Here is a 20,637-nt window from a genome sequence, read left to right as displayed (position 1 = left end):
TGACGCACCGGTCTGGCAGGCTTTGCACTGTACGAACTCCCACAGACCAGAGTGAGGAACGTTGCCGATCGTCGACAACGCTGTCTACGTCGACGGCGTGCGCACCGCGGACCCCGACAGCCTCGACCACACCTACGAGGCGATGCGCGAGCGCAACGGCATGGCCTGGATCGGCCTTTATCGACCCGGCGACGATGAGATCGCTTCCATCGCAGCCGAATTCGGTCTGCACCACCTTGCTGTCGAGGACGCAATCGCAGCACATCAGCGGCCCAAGCTCGAACGCTACGGCGACCAGCTGTTCGTAGTGCTGCGGCCCGCTCGCTACATCGACGAGACCGAAAAGGTCGAATTCGGCGAACTCCATGTGTTCCTCGGTCCGGACTTCGTCGTCACCATCCGCCACGCCGAGTCCCCCGAGCTGGGGACGGTCCGCAAACGACTCGAAGAGACACCCGACCTGTTACGGCAGGGAACGCAAGCCGTCCTCTACGCCATTCTCGACCAGGTCGTCGACGAGTACGAACCCGTCGTGGTGGGGCTGCAGAACGACATCGACGAAATCGAGGACCAGCTCTTCTCCCGCGATCCCTCGGTATCCCGACGCATCTACACCCTCTCGCGCGAGGTAACCGAATTCCAACGCGCCGCCGCACCCTTGGTGGCCATGATCGAATCGCTCAAGCGTGGTGAAGACAAGTACGACGTCGACATCGAACTCCAGCGTAATCTCCGCGATGTGCTCGACCATTGTGTGCGCATCGCAGAACGTGTGGAAGCGTTCCGCGTCAACCTGCAAAATGCGTTGCAGACGAACGCGACTCTCGTTGCGCAACAACAGAACGACGAGATGCGCGCGATGACGCAGGTCAGCTTAGATCAGACGGAGCAGACAAAGAAGATCTCGTCGTGGGGCGCGATATTGTTCGCACCGTCGCTGATCGCTGCGATCTACGGGATGAACTTCGACTACATGCCAGAACTGAAGTGGCACATCGGCTATCCGCTCGCATTGCTGACGATGCTCGCCTGCTCCGGCGTGCTGTACCTCGTGTTCAAGCGTCAGAAATGGTTGTGACGCCCCGCCGAGCAAAATTCACCCTCCTATTGTGCGGTTCGAGCACCGAAAGCCACACAACAGGAGGGTAAATTTGCGACGGCCCGACGCCGAGCTTTCAAGCGCTATGTCCCCTTCACATTCAGGATCTGCCGCAACTCGTGCTCGATGTCGACGAGATCGACCGCGTCGGCCATGACGATGTCGATGTCCTTGTAGGCGTCGGGGATTTCGTCAACGAACTCTTCGCCGTCGCGAAATTCGATGCCTACCATTCGCTTCCGCAGATCCTCGACGGTGTAGCGCCTCCTCGCCTCGGTCCGCGAGAACCTCCGTCCGGCGCCGTGCGGCGCCGAGCACAGACCTGCGGCACTCCCCTTGCCGACGACGACGTACGACCTCGTCCCCATCGAGCCGGGGATCATCGCCTTGACGCCCTCGTGCGCATCGACGGCGCCCTTACGCGTCAGCCACACGTCCTTGTTTCCGTGCTTCTCCTTCACGGTGTAGTTGTGATGGCAGTTTATTCGCTCGAGTTCGTGGTGATCGTCGACACCCATCCACTGGGCGAAGACGACAGCGAACCGGTCCATCATCTCGGCCCGGTTGAGGTAGGCGAACCGCTGCGCCCACTTCAAATCCTCGATGTACCGGCCGAATTCGGGCACTCCCTCGGGAATGTAGGCGAGGTCCTTGTTCGGCAGATCGATCCACCACTGCTTGCACAACCGCTGCGCAATCGCGATGTGCTTCTTCGCGATCTTGTTCCCGACACCCCTGGATCCGCTGTGCAGAAAGAGCCACACAGAATCAGTTGTGTCCAAACACAATTCGAGGAAGTGGTTGCCCGATCCCAACGATCCAAGCTGCTCACGCCACTTCGGCGAGTGCGACAGATCGACGCCGTTGGCCTCGGCAAGTCCCTCCAACTCCGCGAGCTTCGAGGCGGTGAAGTCCCATACGTCGAATCCACGGTTGTAGTTGCCCATGGACACAGGGATAGCCCGCTCGATCGCCGCCCGGAGGTCGGCGAGGTTGCGGTCCCCGAGGTCTGACTTGGTGAATCCCGTTCGTACACCGATCATTCCGCAGCCGATGTCGACACCGACGGCCGCTGGTATGACCGCGCCGAGCGTCGGGATGACCGTGCCGACGGCACTGCCCATACCGCTGTGCGCGTCGGGCATCAGGGCGACGTGCGGATGCACGAAGGGCATGGACGCGGTCTCCCGCGCCTGCGCAAGCGTGTTGTCCTCGATGTGGGAAGCCCAGTTGAGCAGCTTCGAGCCCACCTTCTTCGGGGGCATGATGTTTCCTTTCAGCCCCCTCGGAGGAGGAGGCGCTATTCGAACAGTTGCTTCACGAACGGGATGGAATCCGCCTGTGACTGAAGTAGTGCACCGCTGTGGTCGGTGGGATAGGTGTGAAGACGGACGTCTTGGCCGTTCAGTCTCATCTGGGCGACAAGCGAAAGCGCCGCCGGCGCAGGCACATCCACGTCGGTCAGACCTTGGCCGATGAAGACCGGTCGGTCGTAGCCACTCGTCGGCACACCCATGTAGTCGTTGAGCAGGCCGTAATAGTTGGGAATCTGGTTGAGCGGTCTCGAGAACAGATCACCCGACACCAGGCCATCGAACTCTTCCTCGGCCTCGATGACGCACAACGTTTCGGCCTTGTCGACTGCTCGCCTTCCTTCCTCGGTGAGGTACGAGTCGATGTCGACCTCCGGATGCGCCTCGCGCAGCCCGGACAGGATGTACAGCAGATACGTCGTCAGCGCTTTGCTGGCCGATACCGGCAGCACACCGGGCCCCAGTGGCAGCAATGCCAATTCGATGTTCGCCGGAACACCGGTGCCGACGGCGCCGCGGTAATCCAGTTCGGGGCCACCGTATTCCGTCGCGTAGCGGGCCGTTGTGATCGCTGCGCCACCGCCCTGCGACTGGCCGACGACGACCCACTTGTCGGACAGGGACGCGTCGACCGCTCGCGATGCCTTCACCGAATCGACGACGCTGTGCGCGGAGACCTTGCCATCGAGATACGGCATGATGCCCGGTGTCCCGAGGCCGACGTAATCCGTCGCCGCGATGGCGTACCCCTGTCCGAGCCAGGCCCCCAGGTACTGTCGGTCACGCTCGGGATCGGCAGGGCCGACCAACGAGGGCGCGCACGCGTCGTCGACACCCGAGGTGCCATGCGCCCATCCGATGACAGGCCAACCACCCTCGGGCGCAGTGCCTTCGGGGACGAAGAACGCACCGGTGCTCAGTGCGGGCCGATTGTCCGACCCGACGGTCCAGTACGTGATGCGCTTGGCCTCGGCAGTGCCGGGAAGCCACAGTTCCGGTGCCAACTCCTCGACCGCGACGACGGTGCCCGGCGTCCGATCGACCTCGTCCGCGAATGCGGTAGTGGCCCCGGCGAACACCAGAGATGCGGTCGCGCAGACAGCGACGAGCGAACGAGAGAGAGTCGACATGGCAATGACAGTAACGCGCGTCGACCCGAAAAGGCGCGTGATTTGTTATCCGGCACCGCCGCCGAACACCATGCCCAGCAGATAGGTCGCGCCAGCAGCTCCGTAGCCGATCGCGAGCTGACGCAACGCACGCTTGACCGGCGGGCCTCCACTCAACAGACCGACCACCGCTCCCGTCCCCAACAGAGCAATGCCCACCAACACCGATGCAACCACCAGCGCCACATAGCCTTCCAGGCCGAACAGGTACGGAAGCACCGGAATCACTGCACCCGATGCAAAGAAACAGAAGCTGGCCGACGCGGCCCCGAGGCCGGTTCCGACGGCTTCGTGCGCATCGACCGACGACTGCATCTCGTCGTCGGGACCGAGATTCCTGAGCACTTCGGACGCGCGAGCTTCGGCCTCGTCGGGCGTCATTCCTCGTGCGCGATACACCAGCGCGAGCTCGTTCGCGTCGACGTCGAGATGCTGGACGGCTTCACGCGCCGACCGATCCGGCGACGACGCCTCCAACAACTCCCGCTGCGAGCGGACGGATACGTACTCGCCCGCGCCCATCGACAGTGCACCGGCGAGCAGACCGGCAAGGCCGGTGACCAGCACGATATGGTTCGACACTCCGCTTCCACTGATGCCCAACACCAGCGCGAGGTTGCTGACGAGCCCGTCGTTCGCGCCGAACACCGCGGCGCGGAACGTTCCCGACAGCCGGTTGCGACCACGCGCCGCCAGCGCGCGCACCACCTCGGCGTGAATCTGCTCGTCGGCCGTCATGGCGTCGGTGGCGTCGGAATCCGACGCGTACGGCGACCGTGTCTCGGCGCGCTGCGCCAACGCGAGCACGAACACCGAACCGAATCGCCTGGCCAGCAGGCCGAGAAGTCGCGTACGTCGACTACCCGGCTGCGACTTCCCGACGCGATCGCCGAGCAACCGTCGCCAATGTTCCTCGTGACGACCCTCGGCATCGGCCAGCGCGAGCAGGATCTCACGTTCCTCGCCGGTGCGTCGGCTCGCGAGGTCGCGATAGACGGCGGCCTCCGCACGCTCGTCGGCGAGATAGCGTCGCCACCTCTTGACATCCTTCGCGGAAGGTTCGGCCATAGCGCTCAACGTACCCAGGCGGGACACCCGCGAACGACCGAAGGCCTCCCTTGCTCACTCCAAGTGAGCCAGGGAGGCCCTCGGTCCGGTCGGCGCCCGGTCCCGGATTCCAGCGAGGGCGCCCCTCGGTCACTCGGAGTGACCAGATGTCACCTTCGGTCCGAAAGGGGGCGGGCCGGGCGGGCGGGCGGGCCGAAAAAGGGGGGGCCGGCGGGCGAAACTACGGCGTATACACACCCGTCTGCACGGCCTTCACCAATCGACGAGGAACCCTGAACTCCTGCCCACCTACCCGGACGGTGACGAGATCCGGTGCGACGGCTTTCCACTGCGCCCGACGGCTCCTCGTGTTGGAGCGGGACATCTTTCTCTTCGGAACGGCCATGGCTCAGGCTTCCTTTCGGGTGCGGCGCCCGTAGCGCTTCTCGAACTTCTCGACGCGACCCTGGGTGTCCATGATGCGCGCGGCGCCGGTCCAGAAGGGGTGCGATTCGCTGGTGACGTCGACGATCACGAGCGGGTAGGTGTTGCCGTCTTCCCATTCGATCTCGCGGGTGGACGTGATGGTGGACCGGGTCAGGAATTTACTTCCCGTGCCCGCGTCCTGAAAGACCACCGGGTGGTAGTCGGGGTGAATTCCCTGCTTCATTCCTTCGCCTCTCTCGATTGCTCCGAGTACGGAGATTCTGTTGTCTCGCATGGGTCCTCGTGGAATTGCCCGAACGGATCGGTCCAGGACGACCACTCGTCGGGCGAGGTCATCTCGTCGTCGGACACCAGAGCCCACTGCAGAGTTCGATCGATCTCCGACGGGTCGGCGGCATGCACCAGCACGACGAGCGAGGTGTCGCGATCGCCGTTCTCGTCGTCCCACCGCAGCGCCGCCATCGCACGACGCATCGTGCCGACCTGTTCCTGTTCCTCGGGAGTCATTGCGGCGAGCCACTTTCCGGCACTCGCGACGCGCAGACCCCCGCCCGCGGATTCGATCCACAGCGCTTCGTCGGGTTGCGTTGCGACCCAGGCTCGCCCGCGGGCGGTGACGACGCCGTCGAGCAGAACGTCGATCGCCTCGTGCAGACGTTCGGGATGGAACGGGCGCGTCGCAGCGAATTCGACGAGCGTGACTCCGCAGTCGGCCGTCAGCGGCGGCTGTCCGCGTAGCAGCGGCGAATGGGCGTCGGTGATCTCTCCGCGTCGCGCGTCGAACGGCACCGCTGTGAGGAGCGCTTCGACGTCGAGCGTGTCCCCCGGCCCGACCCACGCGACCGGTGCGCCGGGTGCGAGACGCGCGAGGACGGCCGCCAGTTTCGCGCGTTCCCAGCCGTCGACCTCCGGGCCTGCCGAGACGACCAGCGCGTCGGCGTAATCGACCTGTCCGACGACCACCTGCGCGACGGTACGGTCGTCGTCCCCGCTCGCGACGATGCCCCGGTCGGCCAGCGCGTCGTCACCGGTCGCGTCGGCGAGCCACGTCGCGGCATCCAGACAGTCGACGACCGCGGAGATACGCACGTCCCGCGCGGCAGGTCCGTCGATCTGTCCGACGACGCCTGCGACGACGACGTTCTCGATCGCCCAGCACAGCGCCTCCGGTTCGAGCGCCGGATCCATCGCCAGCACGATGCGCTGCACCGAGCTGCGGGCGGACAAGGCGCGCAGCAGCGGCAGCAGGTCCTCGCGCAACGTGCACGACACGCAGCCGTGTGCCAGTTCGAGAATCGTCTCACGCGGAGCCTCCCCTGCCGCGTAGAGAGTGCGACGGACGACGCCCTCGTAGACCCGGCCGAGGTCGTGACGGACGGCGACGGTTCCTGGCGCGAGTAGTGCCGTCGTCACATCCTCCATGGCTCCCGTCCAACCGGACACGAGCACGAGTGGCGTGCGACCGTCCACGAGCAGACCCCTTCTTTCGACAACGATTGTCATTTCTTCTCGCTGCACGCTACATTCGAATCAACGCTTTGTCGAAAACGATTGTCATAAACGGCAAGAGAGGAGCGCGCATGTCCGCGCACTGCCAGGTGACGGGGAGAAAGCCGGGATTCGGTAAGTCCGTCTCGCACTCCCACGTCAGGACCAGCCGCCGCTGGGACCCGAACATCCAGAAGAAGACGTACTTCGTTCCGAGCCTGGGCCGACGCGTCACGCTGACGTTGTCGGCGAAAGGCATCAAGACGATCGACCGTGACGGCATCGACGCGGTCGTCGCCAAGCTGGTCGCACGAGGGGAGAAACTCTGATGGGCAAGAGCACAGACGTCCGCCCGATCATCAAGCTCAAGTCGACGGCCGGGACCGGATACACGTACGTGACCAGGAAGAACCGTCGCAACGATCCCGACCGCGTCGTGCTGAAGAAGTACGACCCGGTCGTCCGCAAGCACGTCGACTTCAGGGAAGAGCGATAGCGATGGCGAAGAAGTCGAAGATCGAGAAGAACGAGCAGCGCAAGCTCGTCGTCGCCCGCTACGCGGCCCGACGCGCCGAGCTCAAGGAGCTGATCAGGAAGCCGTCGACACCCGATTCCGAGCGCGCGGAGGCCCAGGCGGCACTGCAGCGTCTACCACGCGACGCGAGTCCGGTACGATTGCGCAATCGTGACGCTGCGGATGGACGTCCGCGCGGTCACCTCCGGAAATTCGGACTGTCACGCGTGAAGGTGCGCGAGATGGCTCACCGGGGGGAGCTGCCAGGCGTCCACAAGTCGAGCTGGTAAGGGAAAAGGTAGAGATGGCAGTCAAGAGAGCACCGTCGAAGAAGGTCCGCGCCGAGGCAGGCCGTCGACCCAAGAAGAACCCGCTGAACGCCGCCAAGGTCACCACGGTGGACTACAAGGACATCAACCTCCTTCGTCAGTTCATCTCCGACCGCGGCAAGATCCGCAGCCGCCGCGTCACCGGCCTGACCCCGCAGCAGCAGCGTCAGGTTGCCGTCGCGGTCAAGAATGCTCGTGAGATGGCACTGCTGCCCTTCACCAGCCGCTAGATCGTTCACACCGGAAAGGCCACGCACCCTCCTCGGGTGCGTGGCCTTTCTGTGTAAGCACTAGAGTTGGCTCGCACTGTAGACGAAGCGAAGAAACGAGATCCGTAGCCCTCATGTCCGGAGTACTCGAGGGTTTCACGGTCATCTTCATCGTCATCGCGCTCGGCTACCTGCTCGCGCGTCTCGGGGTTCTCGGCCCACACGGTCAGTTCGTGCTCAGCCGGCTCGTCTTCTACGTCGCCACTCCGTCGCTGCTGTTCGTCACGCTCGCCACGTCGGACCTGTCGGTCATCCTGTCGCCGATTCTCGTCGTCGCGGGCGTGACAGCTCTCGCCGTCGGCGCGATCTACTTCGTCGTCGCCAAGTTCGTGTTGAAACGTGACGTGCCCGAGGCGACGATCGGCGGGCTTGCGTCGTCGTACGTCAATGCCGCGAACCTCGGAATTCCGATCGCGGTCTTCGTGCTCGGCGACGCGAATTTCGTCGCGCCGCTGCTGCTGTTCCAGATCATGGTGTATTCGCCGCTCGCGTTGACGATTCTGGATCTGTCGACGATGGGCAAGAAGGCGTCGATCCGGAACATCGTGGTCACGCCGTTCAAGAACCCCATCGTCCTCGCGGGCGCTGCCGGCCTGCTGCTGTCCGTCTTCGGAATCGAGCTGCCGGAAGCGCTGATGCAGCCGTTCGATCTCGTCGGCGGTGCCGCGGTGCCCGGAGCGCTCCTGGCGTTCGGACTGTCGCTGTACGGAACACGAGTGCTGGAGAAGGGCAGCAGCCCTAGGCGCGACGTCGTGATCGCGTCGTCGCTCAAGATGATTCTGCAGCCGCTGCTCGGGTTCCTGATGGCTCTGGCCATGGGCCTCGAAGGCCACGAGCTGTTCGCGATCACCGTCATTTCTGCACTTCCCACCGCGCAGAACGTGTTCGTCTTCGCTCACCGTTACAACCGCGGTGTCGTACTGGCCAGGGATACCGCCTTCGTCACGACGCTCGTCTCCATCCCGGTCATCGCGCTCGTGACGGCACTGCTTGCCTGAGCAGACTTTATGCATGCTCAAAGGTTGTACTCAGCTCTCGGCGCTACCTTGGTGGCATGAGGAAAGTGGCTGCAGGACTGATGCTGTGCGTCCTGCTCGGCGGCTGTAGCAGCCAGGCGGTCTCCGACGACGCGGATGCCGACGGGCCCACGAATGCACCCGCAGGACTCATGCACAGCCCCAGTGCACCACCGGTTCCGATCGAGGTCCCCGTCGGCGAGGTGGGCACGATGTTCGATTCGACGCCCGGTCTGGTGCGCGCGACGGCCACGCCGTTCGAGTCGTGGAGTCAGGTCTCCCCCAACACCATCGCCATCCATTTCGTCACGGGCACTCCCGAGTGCTACGGCGCCGAAGCCCAGGTCACCGAGACCGACTCACATGTGGTCATCGCTCTGCGGACCGGCACCCTTCCAGAGGCAGCAGACAAGTCGTGCATCATGGTCGCCGTCTACGGAACCATGCAGATGACGCTGCAATCGCCACTCGGTGACCGAGCGGTGGTCAACGCAGCCTGAGTAAACTGCTCGTCGTGACCGATGAGCTCCCGGACAACCACCGAGCCACTGTTCGTGCGGCCGACGCCGACCGAGCTCTGGTCGCCAAGCTTCTGAGCGACGCCTTGGCCGACGGTCAACTCTCCCTGTCCGAGTACGACGCACGCACCGCGGCCGCGTACAAGGCCAAGACATACGGCGAGCTTGACGTACTGACGGGCGACCTCGCGTTGACGACGCCGAGCCCGGTGGACGGCCCCGAGAACGACCGCGCCATCGCCATCATGAGCGGCTTCACCCGCAAGGGCGAATGGACCGTGGCGAGACGCGTCGACGCCGTCGCATTCTGGGGCGGCGGTGAAATAGACCTGCGACGAGCGCGGTTCAGCGCCCCCGAGGCGACCATCAACTGCATCGCCATCATGGGCGGTATCGAGATCACCGTGCCGTCGACCATCCGCGTCGAGGTCCGCGGGGCTGGGATCATGGGCGGCTTCGACCACCTCAGCCAGGTCGGTCAGCCCGGTGCGCCGCTCGTCGTCGTCACCGGTTTCGCGTTCTGGGGTGGCGTCGAGATCAAGGTCGAGGACTGACGCGTCACGACTTCCTCCGCCGCTTCAGGTAGTCGCTGACCACGGCGGCACCGAGCCCGTCGAGATCCGGTGCGATGACGCGTCCGCCCACGCGCTCGGCCATTCGGTCGACCACTCGCGCGAGCCCCGGATCGTCGCCGAGCCGGAAGATCGTCACCTGCGCACCGAGTTTCGCGATGGTATCGAGCTCCCGCACCGTCAGCCCGAGCGTCCGTGGATGCGGCGGATAGTCGAAGAACGCGTGACCGTCCGGCTCGAGGTGGGCCGTCGGCTCCCCGTCGGTCACGATCAACACGACGGGTTGCGCATTCGGATGGCGACGCAGATGCCTACCCGCGAGCAGCAGGGCATGATGCAGATTTGTGCCCTGGTCATAGGCGCCGTCGAGACCGGCCAACTCCGACGCCGTCAGCTTCTGCGCGTGCCTGCCGAATCCGATCAGCTGAAGATCGTCACCCCGAAAGCGGGTACCGACAAGGTGATTCAATGCCAGCGCAGTGCGCTTCATCGGCACCCAACGTCCGTCCATGACCATCGAGAACGACGTGTCGACGAGCAACGCCACGGCTGCCTGCGTGCGCGTCTCGGTTTCGCTGATCTCGACGTCGGTGACCTGCAACCGAACCGGGAACGTCGAACCCTCCGCGGCCGTCCTGAGCACCGCGTTGCCCACCGTCCGCGTCACGTCCCACGGTTCGGTGTCCCCGAACTCCCACGTCCGCGACGCCCCCGTCGGCTCTCCCATCGCGCCGGCCTTGCGTGTGTCTCGCTCGCCGCCGCGTCGGGAAATCTTGCCGGCGACGTCACGCAGTGCGGACTGGCCGAGTTGACGCATCGCCTTCGGGGACAGTCGCCACTGACCGTCGCTGCCCTTGTCCATGAAACCCTGCTGCTGCAGCGCCTTTTCGAGATCGGACAGCATCTTCGCATCGGCCGCGGCCTCCGGCCCCAGCTGACGGAGGAGCGACTCCGCGTCGATGTCGTCGAGCGCGGCCCCGTTGTACTGCTGCGACAACTGGTTGCCGAGGTTCTCGAGCTCCGCGATGTCCTGCAGTGCGCCGGTGCCGTCACCGAGTCCCATGCCGTTCTCGCCGCGGAAGTTCTGCGAACCGTCCCAGTCCTCACCGGGACGTGCCTGCTGCAGGTTCTGATCCAATTGGTCGAGCTGGCTCAGCAGGTCGGCGTCTCCGAAGGCCTGCTGCGCCAACGCATCCAGCTCGGCCCGCTGCTCGGGGCTCAGGGAATTTCGCAGCCGCTGAGCTGCTGCCGCGCGCTGGGCCAACGCGTCGAGAAGCTCGTCGATGCTCGATGGATTTTCCGGGAAATGCTGACCGTGTTTGCGCATGAAATCGTCGAACTGCCGGTCGGTGTCCTCGCCCCTATTGTGCGCGTCGAGAAGCGAATTCAAGTCTTTCAGCATGTCGCTGATGGCTTGACGGTCTTCGTCCGTCGCCCCTTCGAGCGCCTTCTTCATTCCCGCGAAGCGCTGGTCCAGCATCTCGCGTCCGAGCAGGTCCTTGATCTTCTCGTAGTTCTCGCGAGCCTCCGACGACCGCCACTCGTAGTCCGAAAGCTCCTGCACCGCTTGCGCTGTCGACGGCGACAGATCGCCGATCTGCATCTCCTGGAACCGTGCGTCGTCGTCGAGTGCCCGCGCGAGGGCCTTGCGTTCTTCGAGTACCGCCTTGTCGAGCAACTCACGGACTTCCTGCAAGGTTCCGTCGAGATTGTTCTTGCGCAACAGATCTCGTCGACGACGGTGCGCATCTGCCGCGAGATCGTCGAGTCCGCGCATGTTCTGAGTGCCGCGTCGGAGCATCTCCTGCATCGCCCGACGCGGCGACGACCCCTCGAGCACGTCGTTACCGATCGCGTCGAGCGCCTCGCGTAGATCCACCGGTGGGGCCAGCGGATCAGGGCCCCCGTGGTATCTCCCGTATCTGCTGGCGGGCATCAGCTGTACACCGTCTGTCCGTCGTCGTCGGGATCTTTCGCGATTCGGCGCGCCAAATACAGCCCCTCCAACGCCAATTCGGTGGCCGACGCCCGTTCGCCGTCGGATTTCGCGTGGAGGCGCTCGTCGATCTCCTGCAGCACCTCGAGGTCGGGCAGTTCGGCGATCAACGTCTTGGCCGCGATGCGATCACCGGTGACGACGGGCTCACCGTCCTCGATCGCGGTGACCAAGGGCGCCAGATTGATTCCGCCGAGCCGGTCGCGGACGGTATCCGCAGTCGCGCGTCGCAGCAGATGCTCGAGCACCTCGACCTCGCGGCCTTCTTCTCCGGATTCGAATTCGACCTTGCCGCGCAACACCTCGATGACGGTGCCGAGGTCGACAGGTCGCGCCACGGCGTCGGCTTCGCCGAGGACTGCGGAGCGATGCACGGCAGCGGCGGCGATGGTCTCGGCGGCCGCGATCGCGAAGCGAGCCGACACACCGGACCGCTGATCGACCGACGGCGACTCGCGCACCAATCGGGTGAATCGGGCCAACACCTCGAGCAGATACGACGGCACGGTCGCCGGGAGGTTCGCCTCCTGCTCGATGACGGAGACCTCGTCGTCCAACGCGTGTGGGTAGTGGGTACGGATCTCGGCGCCGAATCGATCCTTCAGCGGGGTGATGATGCGTCCGCGGTTGGTGTAGTCCTCGGGATTGGCGCTGGCGACGAGAACCACGTCGAGCGGAAGTCGCAGCGTGTAGCCGCGGACCTGGATGTCGCGCTCCTCCATGACGTTGAGCAACGACACCTGAATGCGTTCGGCCAGGTCGGGCAACTCGTTGATCGCCACGATGCCACGGTGGCTGCGCGGCACGAGGCCGAAGTGGATGGTCTCGGGATCACCCAGGCTGCGGCCTTCCGCCACCTTCACCGGGTCCACGTCGCCGACCAGGTCGGCCACCGACGTGTCGGGCGTCGCCAATTTCTCGGCATAGCGCTCGCTGCGGTGACGCCACTCGACGTCGAGGTCGTCGCCCAGCTCTCGCGCCCGGCGGATGCTGGCCGGGGTGATGGGATCGTAGGGATGCTCACCGAGTTCCGAGCCCGCGATGACGGGTGCCCACTCGTCGAGCAGAAGGTTGAGTGTTCTGAGCAGCCTCGTCTTGCCCTGCCCGCGTTCACCGAGCAGCACGACATCGTGACCAGCAAGAATGGCTCGCTCGAGCTGGGGCAGGACCGTCCTGTCGAATCCGAGGATTCCCGGCCACGCGTTCTTGCCCTCCCGAAGCGCCTCGAGCAGATTGTCCCGGAGTTCTTCCTTGACCGAACGCTGCACGTGTCCGGACGCGCGCAACTCGCCGACGGTAGTGATGCCAGGTTTGGTAGAGGTCACTTCTTCAAAGTACGCCGGTCGTCATACCGGTGCCCCTGCTGCGCGCAGCGTCGCCCGGACCCGCTCGACAACGGCGAACGGCCGCAACTTCAGCTGATCGGAGTCGACGCGCACGACGGCCCAGTCGACCTCGTCGATTCGGTCGATCCGCTCCCGCGTCCGGTGGGGTGAACCGTCGTACACCACCGCGACCTTCCACCGACTCCACCCCAGGTCGCAGCACGCGAACACGTGACCGAACTCGTCACGAATGCGGACACGGGTTTCCGGCCGTGGGAGTCCTGCATCGAGAAGCAACAGTCGGACCCGGGTCTCCTGGGGAGACTCCGCACCCCCGTCGGCCAGGCTCAGCACCTCCGCCGCGCGGGTGACGCCCCGTACTCCCGGATTCGTCCGGACCAGCTCTTGTGCTTCGCCGACCGAAACACCACTCGCATTCGCCAACGCGTCGACCGACTGGAGAGCGCGGAGTCGGGGCAACCGACGTGCAAGATCGAACATCGTGCGAGGAACGGTGGTCAGCGTCATGTCGCCGAGTGACGTGACGTCGGCATCCGCGAGCGAATCGTAGCGAACGAGAATCCCGTCGAGCTGCCGCTTTCGCCGGGGCCAGATCAGTTCCGCCGGTTCGCGCGCATCGATCCATTTCGCCCCGTGCACTGCAGACGCCGACAGTCCGCAGATTATTGCGTCGTCGCCCGCGAACACCTGTGCTGCACGGGCTTTGACGACCGCGTCGATCTCGACTGCCTTCGGAACGTACACATCGCGGTAGACGCGCTGGAAGTCGGCGGCGAGCGCGTGACGCGTCAGGAGACCGTCGCGAACAGCCTGGGATCCCCGGAATGGATGGTCGAGTTGCACTCGCCGACGATGTCAACGAAATGGTCTCGAAAACGCGCCGGAGAAAGAATGTGGATAGCGCGATCAGTTATCCACAAACAGGCGAATCCGCACTTATGCAGAAGAATATGGTGTATTCGGCTGCATGAGTGCGGACTCGGCGTGAAACCTAGTGCGCGAAGTGCCGCGAACCCGTGAGGTACAGCGTCACACCGGCATCCTGCGCTGCTGCGATGACCTCGTTGTCGCGGACGGATCCGCCGGGCTGAACGACGGCCTTGACGCCTGCGGTCAGCAGCACCTGGAGGCCGTCGGGGAACGGGAAGAACGCGTCCGACGACGCAACCGAGCCTGCCACCCGATCACCCGCGCGCTGGACAGCCAGGTGAGCGGCGTCGACGCGGTTGACCTGACCCATACCGACGCCGACCGAGGCGCCGTCCTTCGCCAACAGAATAGCGTTCGACTTGACGGCTCGTCCTGCGCGCCAAGCGAATTCGAGATCCTTCAGGGTCTCGGCGTCCGCGGGCTCGCCGGCAGCGAGGGTCCAGTTCGCGGGGTTGTCTCCGTCGGCGTCGATCGCGTCCCGCTCCTGCAGCAGGGTGCCACCCGAGATCGGCTTGAGCTCGACTCCACCGGCGGACGGCGGCGTGGCCAGCAGAACGCGAACGTTCTTCTTGCGCTGCAGAACTCCGAGTGCACCGTCGGCGTACGCCGGGGCGACGACGACCTCGGTGAAGATCTCGGCGACCTGTTCGGCCATCTCGACGGTGATCTCGCGGTTGGCCGCGATGACGCCGCCGTAGGCACTGACGGGGTCGCATGCGTGCGCCTTGCGGTGCGCCTCGGCGATGTCCGCGCCGACGGCGATGCCACAGGGGTTGGCGTGCTTGATGATCGCGACAGCGGGAGCGTCGTGATCGAACGCGGCGCGCCATGCGGCGTCGGCATCGGTGAAGTTGTTGTACGACATCTCTTTACCGTGCAACTGCTCGGCCTGCGCGATGCCGTCGTTCGACGGTGAAACGTACAGCGCGGCAGCCTGATGCGGGTTCTCGCCGTACCGCAGCACTGCCGAGCGCTCCCAGGTTCCGCCGAGCCACTCGGGGAACTGCGAATCGGATTCGACGAGAGTGCTGCTCATCCACGAGGCCACGGCAACGTCGTAGGAGGCGGTGTGCTGAAAAGCCTGTGCCGCAAGCGAAGTGCGCTCGGCCAGCGTGAAACCGCCACCCTTGACGGCGTCCAGCACATCGGCGTACCGAGCAGGGTCGACGACGACGGCCACCGACGGGTGGTTCTTCGCGGCGGCACGCACCATCGACGGACCGCCGATGTCGATCTGCTCGACGCACTCGTCGGGCGTCGCGCCACTGGCGACCGTCTCCGTGAACGGGTACAGGTTGACGACGACGAGTTCGAACGCCTCGACACCCAGCTCCTCGAGCTGCTGCAGATGCTCCGGACGACGCGTGTCCGCCAGCACGCCCGCATGCACGCGCGGGTGCAGCGTCTTGACGCGGCCGTCGAGCGTCTCCGGGAAACCGGTGAGATCCTCGACCTTGGTGACCGGGATGCCCGCGTCGGCGATCTTCGACGCCGTCGATCCGGTGGAGACCAGAGCGACGCCCGCCTCGTGCAAGCCGGTGGCGAGCTCGATCAGTCCCGTCTTGTCGTAGACACTGACCAGCGCACGCCGCACTGCTTTACGTTCACTCATCGCCTTATCTGAGCCTTTCGTCCATCGGAGACAACACCTCGGGTAGCGACGGCCGCGATCACCTCGACCAACAACCTGCGTTCCACAGTCTTGATTCGCTCGTGCAGCGACGCTTCGTCGTCGCCCTCCTGCACGGGCACGGCTTCCTGAGCCAGGATGGGCCCGGTATCGACACCGGCATCGACCAGGTGGACCGTCGACCCGGTCAGTTTGACGCCGTGCTCCAGCGCGTCACGTACCGCGTGCGCGCCCGGGAACGACGGCAGCAACGCCGGGTGCGTGTTGACGATGCGGCCGGCGAACGCGTCGAGAAATCGCGGTCCGAGAATCTTCATGAAACCTGCGGTGACGACCAGATCCGGCTCGTACTTCGCGACGATCTCCGCGAGGGCCGCGTCCCATTCGGCGCGGTCCGCGTAGTCGCGTAGGCCGACGCGGACATGCTCGATTCCAGCGGTGTGCGCGTGCCGGGCCGCGTCGCAATCACGGTCGACGCCGACGGCCACGATCCGTGCCGGGTAGTCGCCCTGCGCCGCGTCGATGAGTGCCTTCAACAGCGAGCCCGTCCCCGAGGCGAGGACGACGACTCGTGCTGGGTGCACGCGTGTGGCTGTCAGCGCAGTTCTCCTGGGTTTCGTCGGGGGACGCCCGGTCGTGTCGGTACCGGGGCCACTCAGGAGCGTAGTCGCTGCGGTATGCAGCGTTCTCAGGCAGGTCGGGTTTCGTCGACGCTCACTTCTCGGGTACGTCCGAGCTCGACGGCGCGTCCACATCCTCGGTCGTCTCCGCCTCCACGACCTCGGGATCGGCGGCAACGGGGTCCTCCGAAGCCTGCTCGGGAGTCTCCTCCGCGGCCCGCTCTTCGAAGACTTCGGCCTCGACGACCTCTGCTTCGACGACGTTCTCCTCGTCCTGCGACGAGGCTGCGTCTTTCGACAAGGCGGTGTCCTTCGACGGAACTGCGTCGGCTTCCGCAACGACCTCGGCATCGACCGCGCGTTCCTCGTGGACGACGGGGGCGGCGATGGCGGCAACCGGCTCGTCCGTGCGCGCCGGCTCGGGCTCGGCGTCGACGGCCGGCTGCTTCGAGCCGCCACGCCAGGCGGTGATCGCCGCGGACACCGAACCGACGACGGCGAGCCAGGCGAACGTCAGCAAACCGAGCGACCAGACGGTGACCTGCACCGTCCCGAACGTTCCGAGACTGCCGCCCGCCGCAACCCCGAGCAGAAGCGTCGCGACGCCGACGACCGCCGACCCGAGCCACACTGACGACAGTGCGTAGTGCAGGTCGACGGTCCGGTGCGCACAATCCCTGCCGAGCAGAATTCCCGCCGTCAGCGGCACCACCAGCATCAGGAACCAGATGCTCTGCGCAGGTCCCTCGGGCAGGACGGACAGCACCGGCAAAGGCGGAACCGGTCCCCCGGTCGTGGCGAAGAAGCTGACGACGACGTCGCCGACTTGCGCTTCGGATCCGACCGCGACGGCAAGCGCGCCCAGTACGACGTTCGGAAGATAGAGAATCGACAGGACGGTCAGGCCGAGGACACCGACGAATCCGTTGCCCGCGGTCAACAGCATCTCGGTCGTCGACCACGACGCCAGCATCGACGCGAGCACGATGCCGGCCGCGCCTGCGACCAGAACCATCGCCGCGCGCAGCATCGGGCGCAGTGTGCTTCGAACCCATTCGGGAAGCGCGCCGGTGACGTCGAGGTGCCACGTTCCCATGGCGATGCCGATGCCCGCGGCGATTCCGTGGACGGCCGCGACCCAGACGAACGCGAGTAGCGCATTCGGGCTCGACAGCCCGATGGTTCTCGACGCGTCGGCTGCGACGGCGAGTGCTACCGCCGTGACCGACACCGGCCCCAGAACGGCGGCACCGCCGATCATCGACAGTGTCCGGCGCGACGTCGACTCGCCGACCGCCGCAGCGACGCCGCGCGCCACGGTCGTCATGAGCACGAGCGTCGGCAACAGGGGCAGCACCCCGAGCGCAGTACCTCCGATGGTCATCGGAACCTGGTGGACCGCGAACCACATGCCCGCAATGGCACCGAACGTGCCCGTCAACTCGCTGTTGGCGGACACCAGCGTGATCAGAACCACCGCAGCGATCACTGCGATCAGTACCCCGGGCTTTCGGAAGCCGATCCGCACCAGCAGCCGGGATTCGTCCGGTGTCAGCAGCGGTGCCCGCTTGGGCGCGCGGGGCGTACGAGGGGCCCGCCGCTTCTCGTCGTTCAGTAGAGCGCTCATCGCATACGAGCGTTGCACCAACCGACGAGCCGGTCACTCAGGCGCGCCGACACCTACCTGTTCTGCCGCCCACCTCTGGTCGTTTCTGCAGGCTCCACTCCCGCCTACTTCTGGTCGTTCCTGCAGGCTCCACTCCCGCCTACTTCTGGTCGTCCTTGTCCGGTGTGGTCCCGAATGCCTGAGTCGGGGCACTGTACGGAGCCTGCTCGGAGGACGACTCCTCCTCGCGCTCGGTGTGCGACTCCGACGGAACCGCATGCTGAGCTGCACCCTGGCCGGATGCGCCGACCGGCGGCTGGCCGTACTGGTATTGGCTGTACGGGGAATTCTGTCCCGCAGGTCCGGTGAGCCCGCTTGACCCGGACTCGCTCTTCGACTGGCCGACCGGATAGCCGAGGCCGCCCGTGGCGTTCTGCGTGCCGGACGGACCGCTGTAGGTCGGCGGGGTGTACCCGCCACCCTGGCTCGACGAGCCGTAGGACTGAGGCGCCTGACCGTAGCCGTAGCCCTGCGGATTCTGCGGCTGAGGGTTCTGACCTTGATTCTGCTGACCGTATCCCTGGAACGGATTCTGTTGGCCGTACGAAACAGGCTTGGCCGCAGGCGCTTTCAGGATGTCCGCCGCGAACAGAGTTGCGGCGAGAGCAGCGGCGGTCTGCAGGAAGCCGAACACCAGCACGGTGATCGCGCCTGCCCCGAGACCGATGGAGCTGCCGACGCCACTGCCGGTGTCGACATTGAAGGCCTGGAACACCAGGACGAGCCACCCGGAGAATGCCAATGCCGTCGCGATGCCCAGCGTGTTCGGCTGCTTCGGCAGCAGTCCGACGGCGGCGACGAGGCCGGACGCGAGCAGCAACGCGATTGACGTCGGATCACCGTTGCCCGGAAGGAAGAAGTTGTTCGCGATGTCGAACGCCGAGTACTGCCCCGCGAGACCCGCGAACAGGTTGACGATGCCGAACGCAACGACCACGAGGGTCAGGATGCGCGGCAGCGGCGACGCCTTGGCTGCGGCGAGAACTGGGTTGTACGACCCGGGCTGCGACGGCTGCGACGGCTGGCCGGTCTGATTCTGTTGCCCCGGCTGACCCGGGTACTGACCCTGCGCGTACGGGTTCTGCGAGTACTGCCCCTGCCCGGGCTGCTGCGACTGCCCGTAGGAAGGCGGTGAATACGGGGACTGCTGGCCGTACGGGGACTGGCCGTGCTGGGATTCCGGCGTGTTCTGCTGAGGCGTCGAACCCGGCGTCGATCCGTAGCCGCCGTATCCACCCGATCCGTATCCGGGTGAACCGGCGCCACCAGAGCCTGGGCCCTCGGGTGAATAAGTCATGACACACTCCTCGAAAACGAAAGATCGGGTCCGTAGACCAAACTAGTCTACGGACCCGACACGGTGTATCGCCGTCGAGAAGTCAGTGCGCATCCACCAAGGTCGACGCCTTCTCCAACTCTCGTACCAACGGCAGAACTTTCGCTCCGAAGTACTCGATCTCTTCCTGAAAGTGCAGGAAACCGCCCAGAATCAGGTCGACTCCGCGTCGGCGATATTCGACGATGCGTTCCGCCACCTGTTCCGGCGTCCCGATCAACTGACTGCGGAATCCGTCGTTGTACTGCACGAGATCGTCGAACGACGAGTCCGACCACATCCCCTTGCCGTCGGACGTCGACGAACCCGCTTGCTGCACAGCATTTCTGAAGCCTTCGACCGCGGGGCGGTTCGCCTTGTCGACGATTTCCCGCAGAGTGTCCTTCGCTTCCTTCTCCGTGTCGCGAGCGATGATGAATCCGTTGAGGCCGAACTTGACCTCGCGATCATGTTCGCGAGCGACGCGTCGAATGTTGTCGAGTTGCTCGGTGACGCCGTCGAAATCCTTACCGTTGCTGAAGTACCAGTCGGAGTAGCGTCCCGCGTTCTCCTGCGCTGCAGTCGAATTGCCGCCCTGGAACAGTTCGGGATTGGGCCGCTCCGGCGTGTTCAGCGGTTTCGGCTTCAACGTGAAGTCGTGGATCCGGTAGAAGTCGCCGCGGAAGTCGACGTCGTCCTCGGTCCAGATCTTGCGCAGCACCTGGAGGAATTCGGCGCTGCGCCGGTACCGCTCGTCGTGTTCGAGCCAGGGCTCGCCGAGGTGAGTGAATTCGTCCTTGAACCAGCCACTCACGACGTTCACGGCGAAGCGCCCACCGGACAGATGGTCCGCCGTCGCACCGAGCTTGGCGAGAACGCCCGGCTGCCACAGTCCCGGATGGACGGCGGCGATGACCTTGAGCCGTTCCGTGGCGAGCAACAGCGCGAGGCTGAAACTCGTCGATTCGTGCTGATATTCGGCGCCGTAACTCGCCTCGTAGCGCACCTGACTCAGCGCGTACTCGAAGCCGTTGTTCTCCGCGGTCTGCGCCAGCTTCTTGTTGTATTCGTAGTCCCAGCTGGTGCGCTGCTCGATGTCGCTGGTGACCAGTCCGCCACTGACGTTCGGGACCCAATAGGCGAATTTGATTGCGTCGGCGATTTTTTCGGTGCTCATGTCTCTCCTTGGTGCGGCTGCGCCACCCGTGATGCTCCTATGAGTGTCAACTGCGGATTTTCTGTGTGAGTAGTTGGAACATTTCGCGGGCGACGGCTCGTTTGAGGCAGCGGATGATGTCGCGTTTGCTTTTGCCTTGGGCGAGTCGTTTGTCGCGGTAGGCGCGGGTTCGGGGG

At 65.1% G+C, this 20,637-nt stretch carries 22 protein-coding genes; 8 read left to right on the top strand and 14 right to left on the bottom strand.

Annotation, left to right across the window (positions count from 1 at the left end; genetic code table 11):
• The first annotated feature begins 61 nt into the window (after positions 1-61).
• Entirely contained in the window at positions 62-1,078 is a 1,017-nt protein-coding gene (gene corA, locus A3K89_RS07730) for a magnesium/cobalt transporter CorA (protein WP_068423884.1), read from the top strand.
• A 104-nt stretch (positions 1,079-1,182) separates the two neighbouring features.
• Here the strand turns inward: corA and A3K89_RS07725 are convergent, their stop codons facing one another.
• The 6 genes from A3K89_RS07725 to mrf all read right to left on the bottom strand — a co-directional run bounded on the left by A3K89_RS07725 (position 1,183) and on the right by mrf (position 6,545).
• Positions 1,183-2,364 (bottom strand): RtcB family protein, encoded by a 1,182-nt coding sequence (locus A3K89_RS07725; protein WP_068423882.1) that lies wholly within the window; start codon positions 2,362-2,364, stop codon positions 1,183-1,185.
• Positions 2,365-2,399: 35 nt separating this feature from the next.
• A complete protein-coding gene (locus tag A3K89_RS07720) occupies positions 2,400-3,542 on the bottom strand; it encodes a lipase family protein (protein WP_068423881.1) in 1,143 nt (380 codons plus the stop codon).
• Positions 3,543-3,587: 45 nt separating this feature from the next.
• On the bottom strand, positions 3,588-4,649 hold the full coding sequence (locus A3K89_RS07715; RefSeq protein ID WP_068423880.1) for a VIT1/CCC1 transporter family protein: 1,062 nt from the start codon (positions 4,647-4,649) through the stop codon (positions 3,588-3,590).
• Positions 4,650-4,869: 220 nt separating this feature from the next.
• Complete coding sequence (rpmF, locus tag A3K89_RS25350) at positions 4,870-5,034, bottom strand: 50S ribosomal protein L32 (protein ID WP_084423653.1); 165 nt, start codon at positions 5,032-5,034, stop codon at positions 4,870-4,872.
• Between the two features lie 3 nt (positions 5,035-5,037).
• On the bottom strand, positions 5,038-5,298 hold the full coding sequence (locus A3K89_RS07710) for a type B 50S ribosomal protein L31 (protein ID WP_068423879.1): 261 nt from the start codon (positions 5,296-5,298) through the stop codon (positions 5,038-5,040).
• On the bottom strand, positions 5,295-6,545 hold the full coding sequence (mrf, locus tag A3K89_RS07705; RefSeq protein ID WP_068424017.1) for a ribosome hibernation factor-recruiting GTPase MRF: 1,251 nt from the start codon (positions 6,543-6,545) through the stop codon (positions 5,295-5,297). The genes A3K89_RS07710 and mrf overlap by 4 nt, the downstream gene beginning before the upstream one ends.
• 110 nt (positions 6,546-6,655) lie before the next feature.
• On the opposite strand from mrf, the gene rpmB reads away from it, so the two are divergent.
• The 7 genes from rpmB (at position 6,656) to A3K89_RS07670 (ending at position 9,763) form a co-directional block, all read left to right on the top strand.
• Positions 6,656-6,892 carry a 50S ribosomal protein L28 gene (rpmB, locus tag A3K89_RS07700; protein WP_019664486.1) on the top strand — a complete coding sequence of 79 codons (237 nt, stop codon included), beginning with the start codon at positions 6,656-6,658 and terminating at the stop codon, positions 6,890-6,892.
• Complete coding sequence (gene rpmG, locus A3K89_RS07695) at positions 6,889-7,059, top strand: 50S ribosomal protein L33 (RefSeq protein WP_174551391.1); 171 nt, start codon at positions 6,889-6,891, stop codon at positions 7,057-7,059. Before rpmB ends, rpmG begins: the two co-directional genes overlap by 4 nt.
• A 2-nt stretch (positions 7,060-7,061) precedes the next feature.
• On the top strand, positions 7,062-7,367 hold the full coding sequence (gene rpsN, locus A3K89_RS07690) for a 30S ribosomal protein S14 (protein WP_068423876.1): 306 nt from the start codon (positions 7,062-7,064) through the stop codon (positions 7,365-7,367).
• Between the two features lie 14 nt (positions 7,368-7,381).
• The gene (gene rpsR, locus A3K89_RS07685) at positions 7,382-7,636 is read left to right on the top strand and encodes a 30S ribosomal protein S18 (protein WP_008719028.1); all 255 of its coding nucleotides are present in this window, start codon (positions 7,382-7,384) and stop codon (positions 7,634-7,636) included.
• Between the two features lie 113 nt (positions 7,637-7,749).
• Positions 7,750-8,673, top strand: a complete 924-nt coding sequence (locus A3K89_RS07680) for an AEC family transporter (RefSeq protein ID WP_068423874.1) — start codon at positions 7,750-7,752, stop codon at positions 8,671-8,673.
• Between the two features lie 56 nt (positions 8,674-8,729).
• Positions 8,730-9,191 (top strand): hypothetical protein, encoded by a 462-nt coding sequence (locus A3K89_RS07675; RefSeq protein ID WP_068423873.1) that lies wholly within the window; start codon positions 8,730-8,732, stop codon positions 9,189-9,191.
• Positions 9,192-9,205: 14 nt separating this feature from the next.
• Positions 9,206-9,763: a DUF1707 SHOCT-like domain-containing protein gene (locus A3K89_RS07670; RefSeq protein ID WP_068423872.1), complete on the top strand. Its 558-nt coding sequence runs from the start codon at positions 9,206-9,208 to the stop codon at positions 9,761-9,763.
• Positions 9,764-9,767: 4 nt separating this feature from the next.
• On the opposite strand, the gene A3K89_RS07665 is transcribed toward A3K89_RS07670, so the two are convergent.
• The 8 genes from A3K89_RS07665 to sfnG all read right to left on the bottom strand — a co-directional run bounded on the left by A3K89_RS07665 (position 9,768) and on the right by sfnG (position 20,461).
• Positions 9,768-11,717 (bottom strand): vWA domain-containing protein, encoded by a 1,950-nt coding sequence (locus tag A3K89_RS07665; protein WP_068423870.1) that lies wholly within the window; start codon positions 11,715-11,717, stop codon positions 9,768-9,770.
• Entirely contained in the window at positions 11,717-13,102 is a 1,386-nt protein-coding gene (locus tag A3K89_RS07660; RefSeq protein WP_068423869.1) for a sigma 54-interacting transcriptional regulator, read from the bottom strand. The genes A3K89_RS07665 and A3K89_RS07660 overlap by 1 nt, the downstream gene beginning before the upstream one ends.
• Before the next feature lie 21 nt (positions 13,103-13,123).
• Positions 13,124-13,966 (bottom strand): hypothetical protein, encoded by an 843-nt coding sequence (locus A3K89_RS07655; RefSeq protein WP_068423868.1) that lies wholly within the window; start codon positions 13,964-13,966, stop codon positions 13,124-13,126.
• A 148-nt stretch (positions 13,967-14,114) separates the two neighbouring features.
• Positions 14,115-15,665 carry a bifunctional phosphoribosylaminoimidazolecarboxamide formyltransferase/IMP cyclohydrolase gene (gene purH, locus A3K89_RS07650; RefSeq protein ID WP_068423867.1) on the bottom strand — a complete coding sequence of 517 codons (1,551 nt, stop codon included), beginning with the start codon at positions 15,663-15,665 and terminating at the stop codon, positions 14,115-14,117.
• On the bottom strand, positions 15,662-16,282 hold the full coding sequence (gene purN, locus A3K89_RS07645) for a phosphoribosylglycinamide formyltransferase (protein ID WP_068424015.1): 621 nt from the start codon (positions 16,280-16,282) through the stop codon (positions 15,662-15,664). Before purN ends, purH begins: the two co-directional genes overlap by 4 nt.
• Before the next feature lie 115 nt (positions 16,283-16,397).
• Positions 16,398-17,930 carry a cell division protein PerM gene (locus A3K89_RS07640; protein ID WP_068423865.1) on the bottom strand — a complete coding sequence of 511 codons (1,533 nt, stop codon included), beginning with the start codon at positions 17,928-17,930 and terminating at the stop codon, positions 16,398-16,400.
• Positions 17,931-18,069: 139 nt separating this feature from the next.
• Positions 18,070-19,266 carry a DUF5336 domain-containing protein gene (locus A3K89_RS07635; protein ID WP_068423864.1) on the bottom strand — a complete coding sequence of 399 codons (1,197 nt, stop codon included), beginning with the start codon at positions 19,264-19,266 and terminating at the stop codon, positions 18,070-18,072.
• Positions 19,267-19,348: 82 nt separating this feature from the next.
• Positions 19,349-20,461: a dimethylsulfone monooxygenase SfnG gene (gene sfnG / locus A3K89_RS07630; RefSeq protein ID WP_068423862.1), complete on the bottom strand. Its 1,113-nt coding sequence runs from the start codon at positions 20,459-20,461 to the stop codon at positions 19,349-19,351.
• Between the last annotated feature and the right edge of the window lie 176 nt (positions 20,462-20,637).

The sequence above is a fragment of the Rhodococcoides kyotonense genome (genome assembly GCF_001645385.1).
GTDB lineage: Bacteria > Actinomycetota > Actinomycetes > Mycobacteriales > Mycobacteriaceae > Rhodococcoides > Rhodococcoides kyotonensis_B.
The sequence above is the reverse complement of the archived record's forward strand: the minus strand, read 5'-3'. Positions and strand labels throughout refer to the sequence as shown.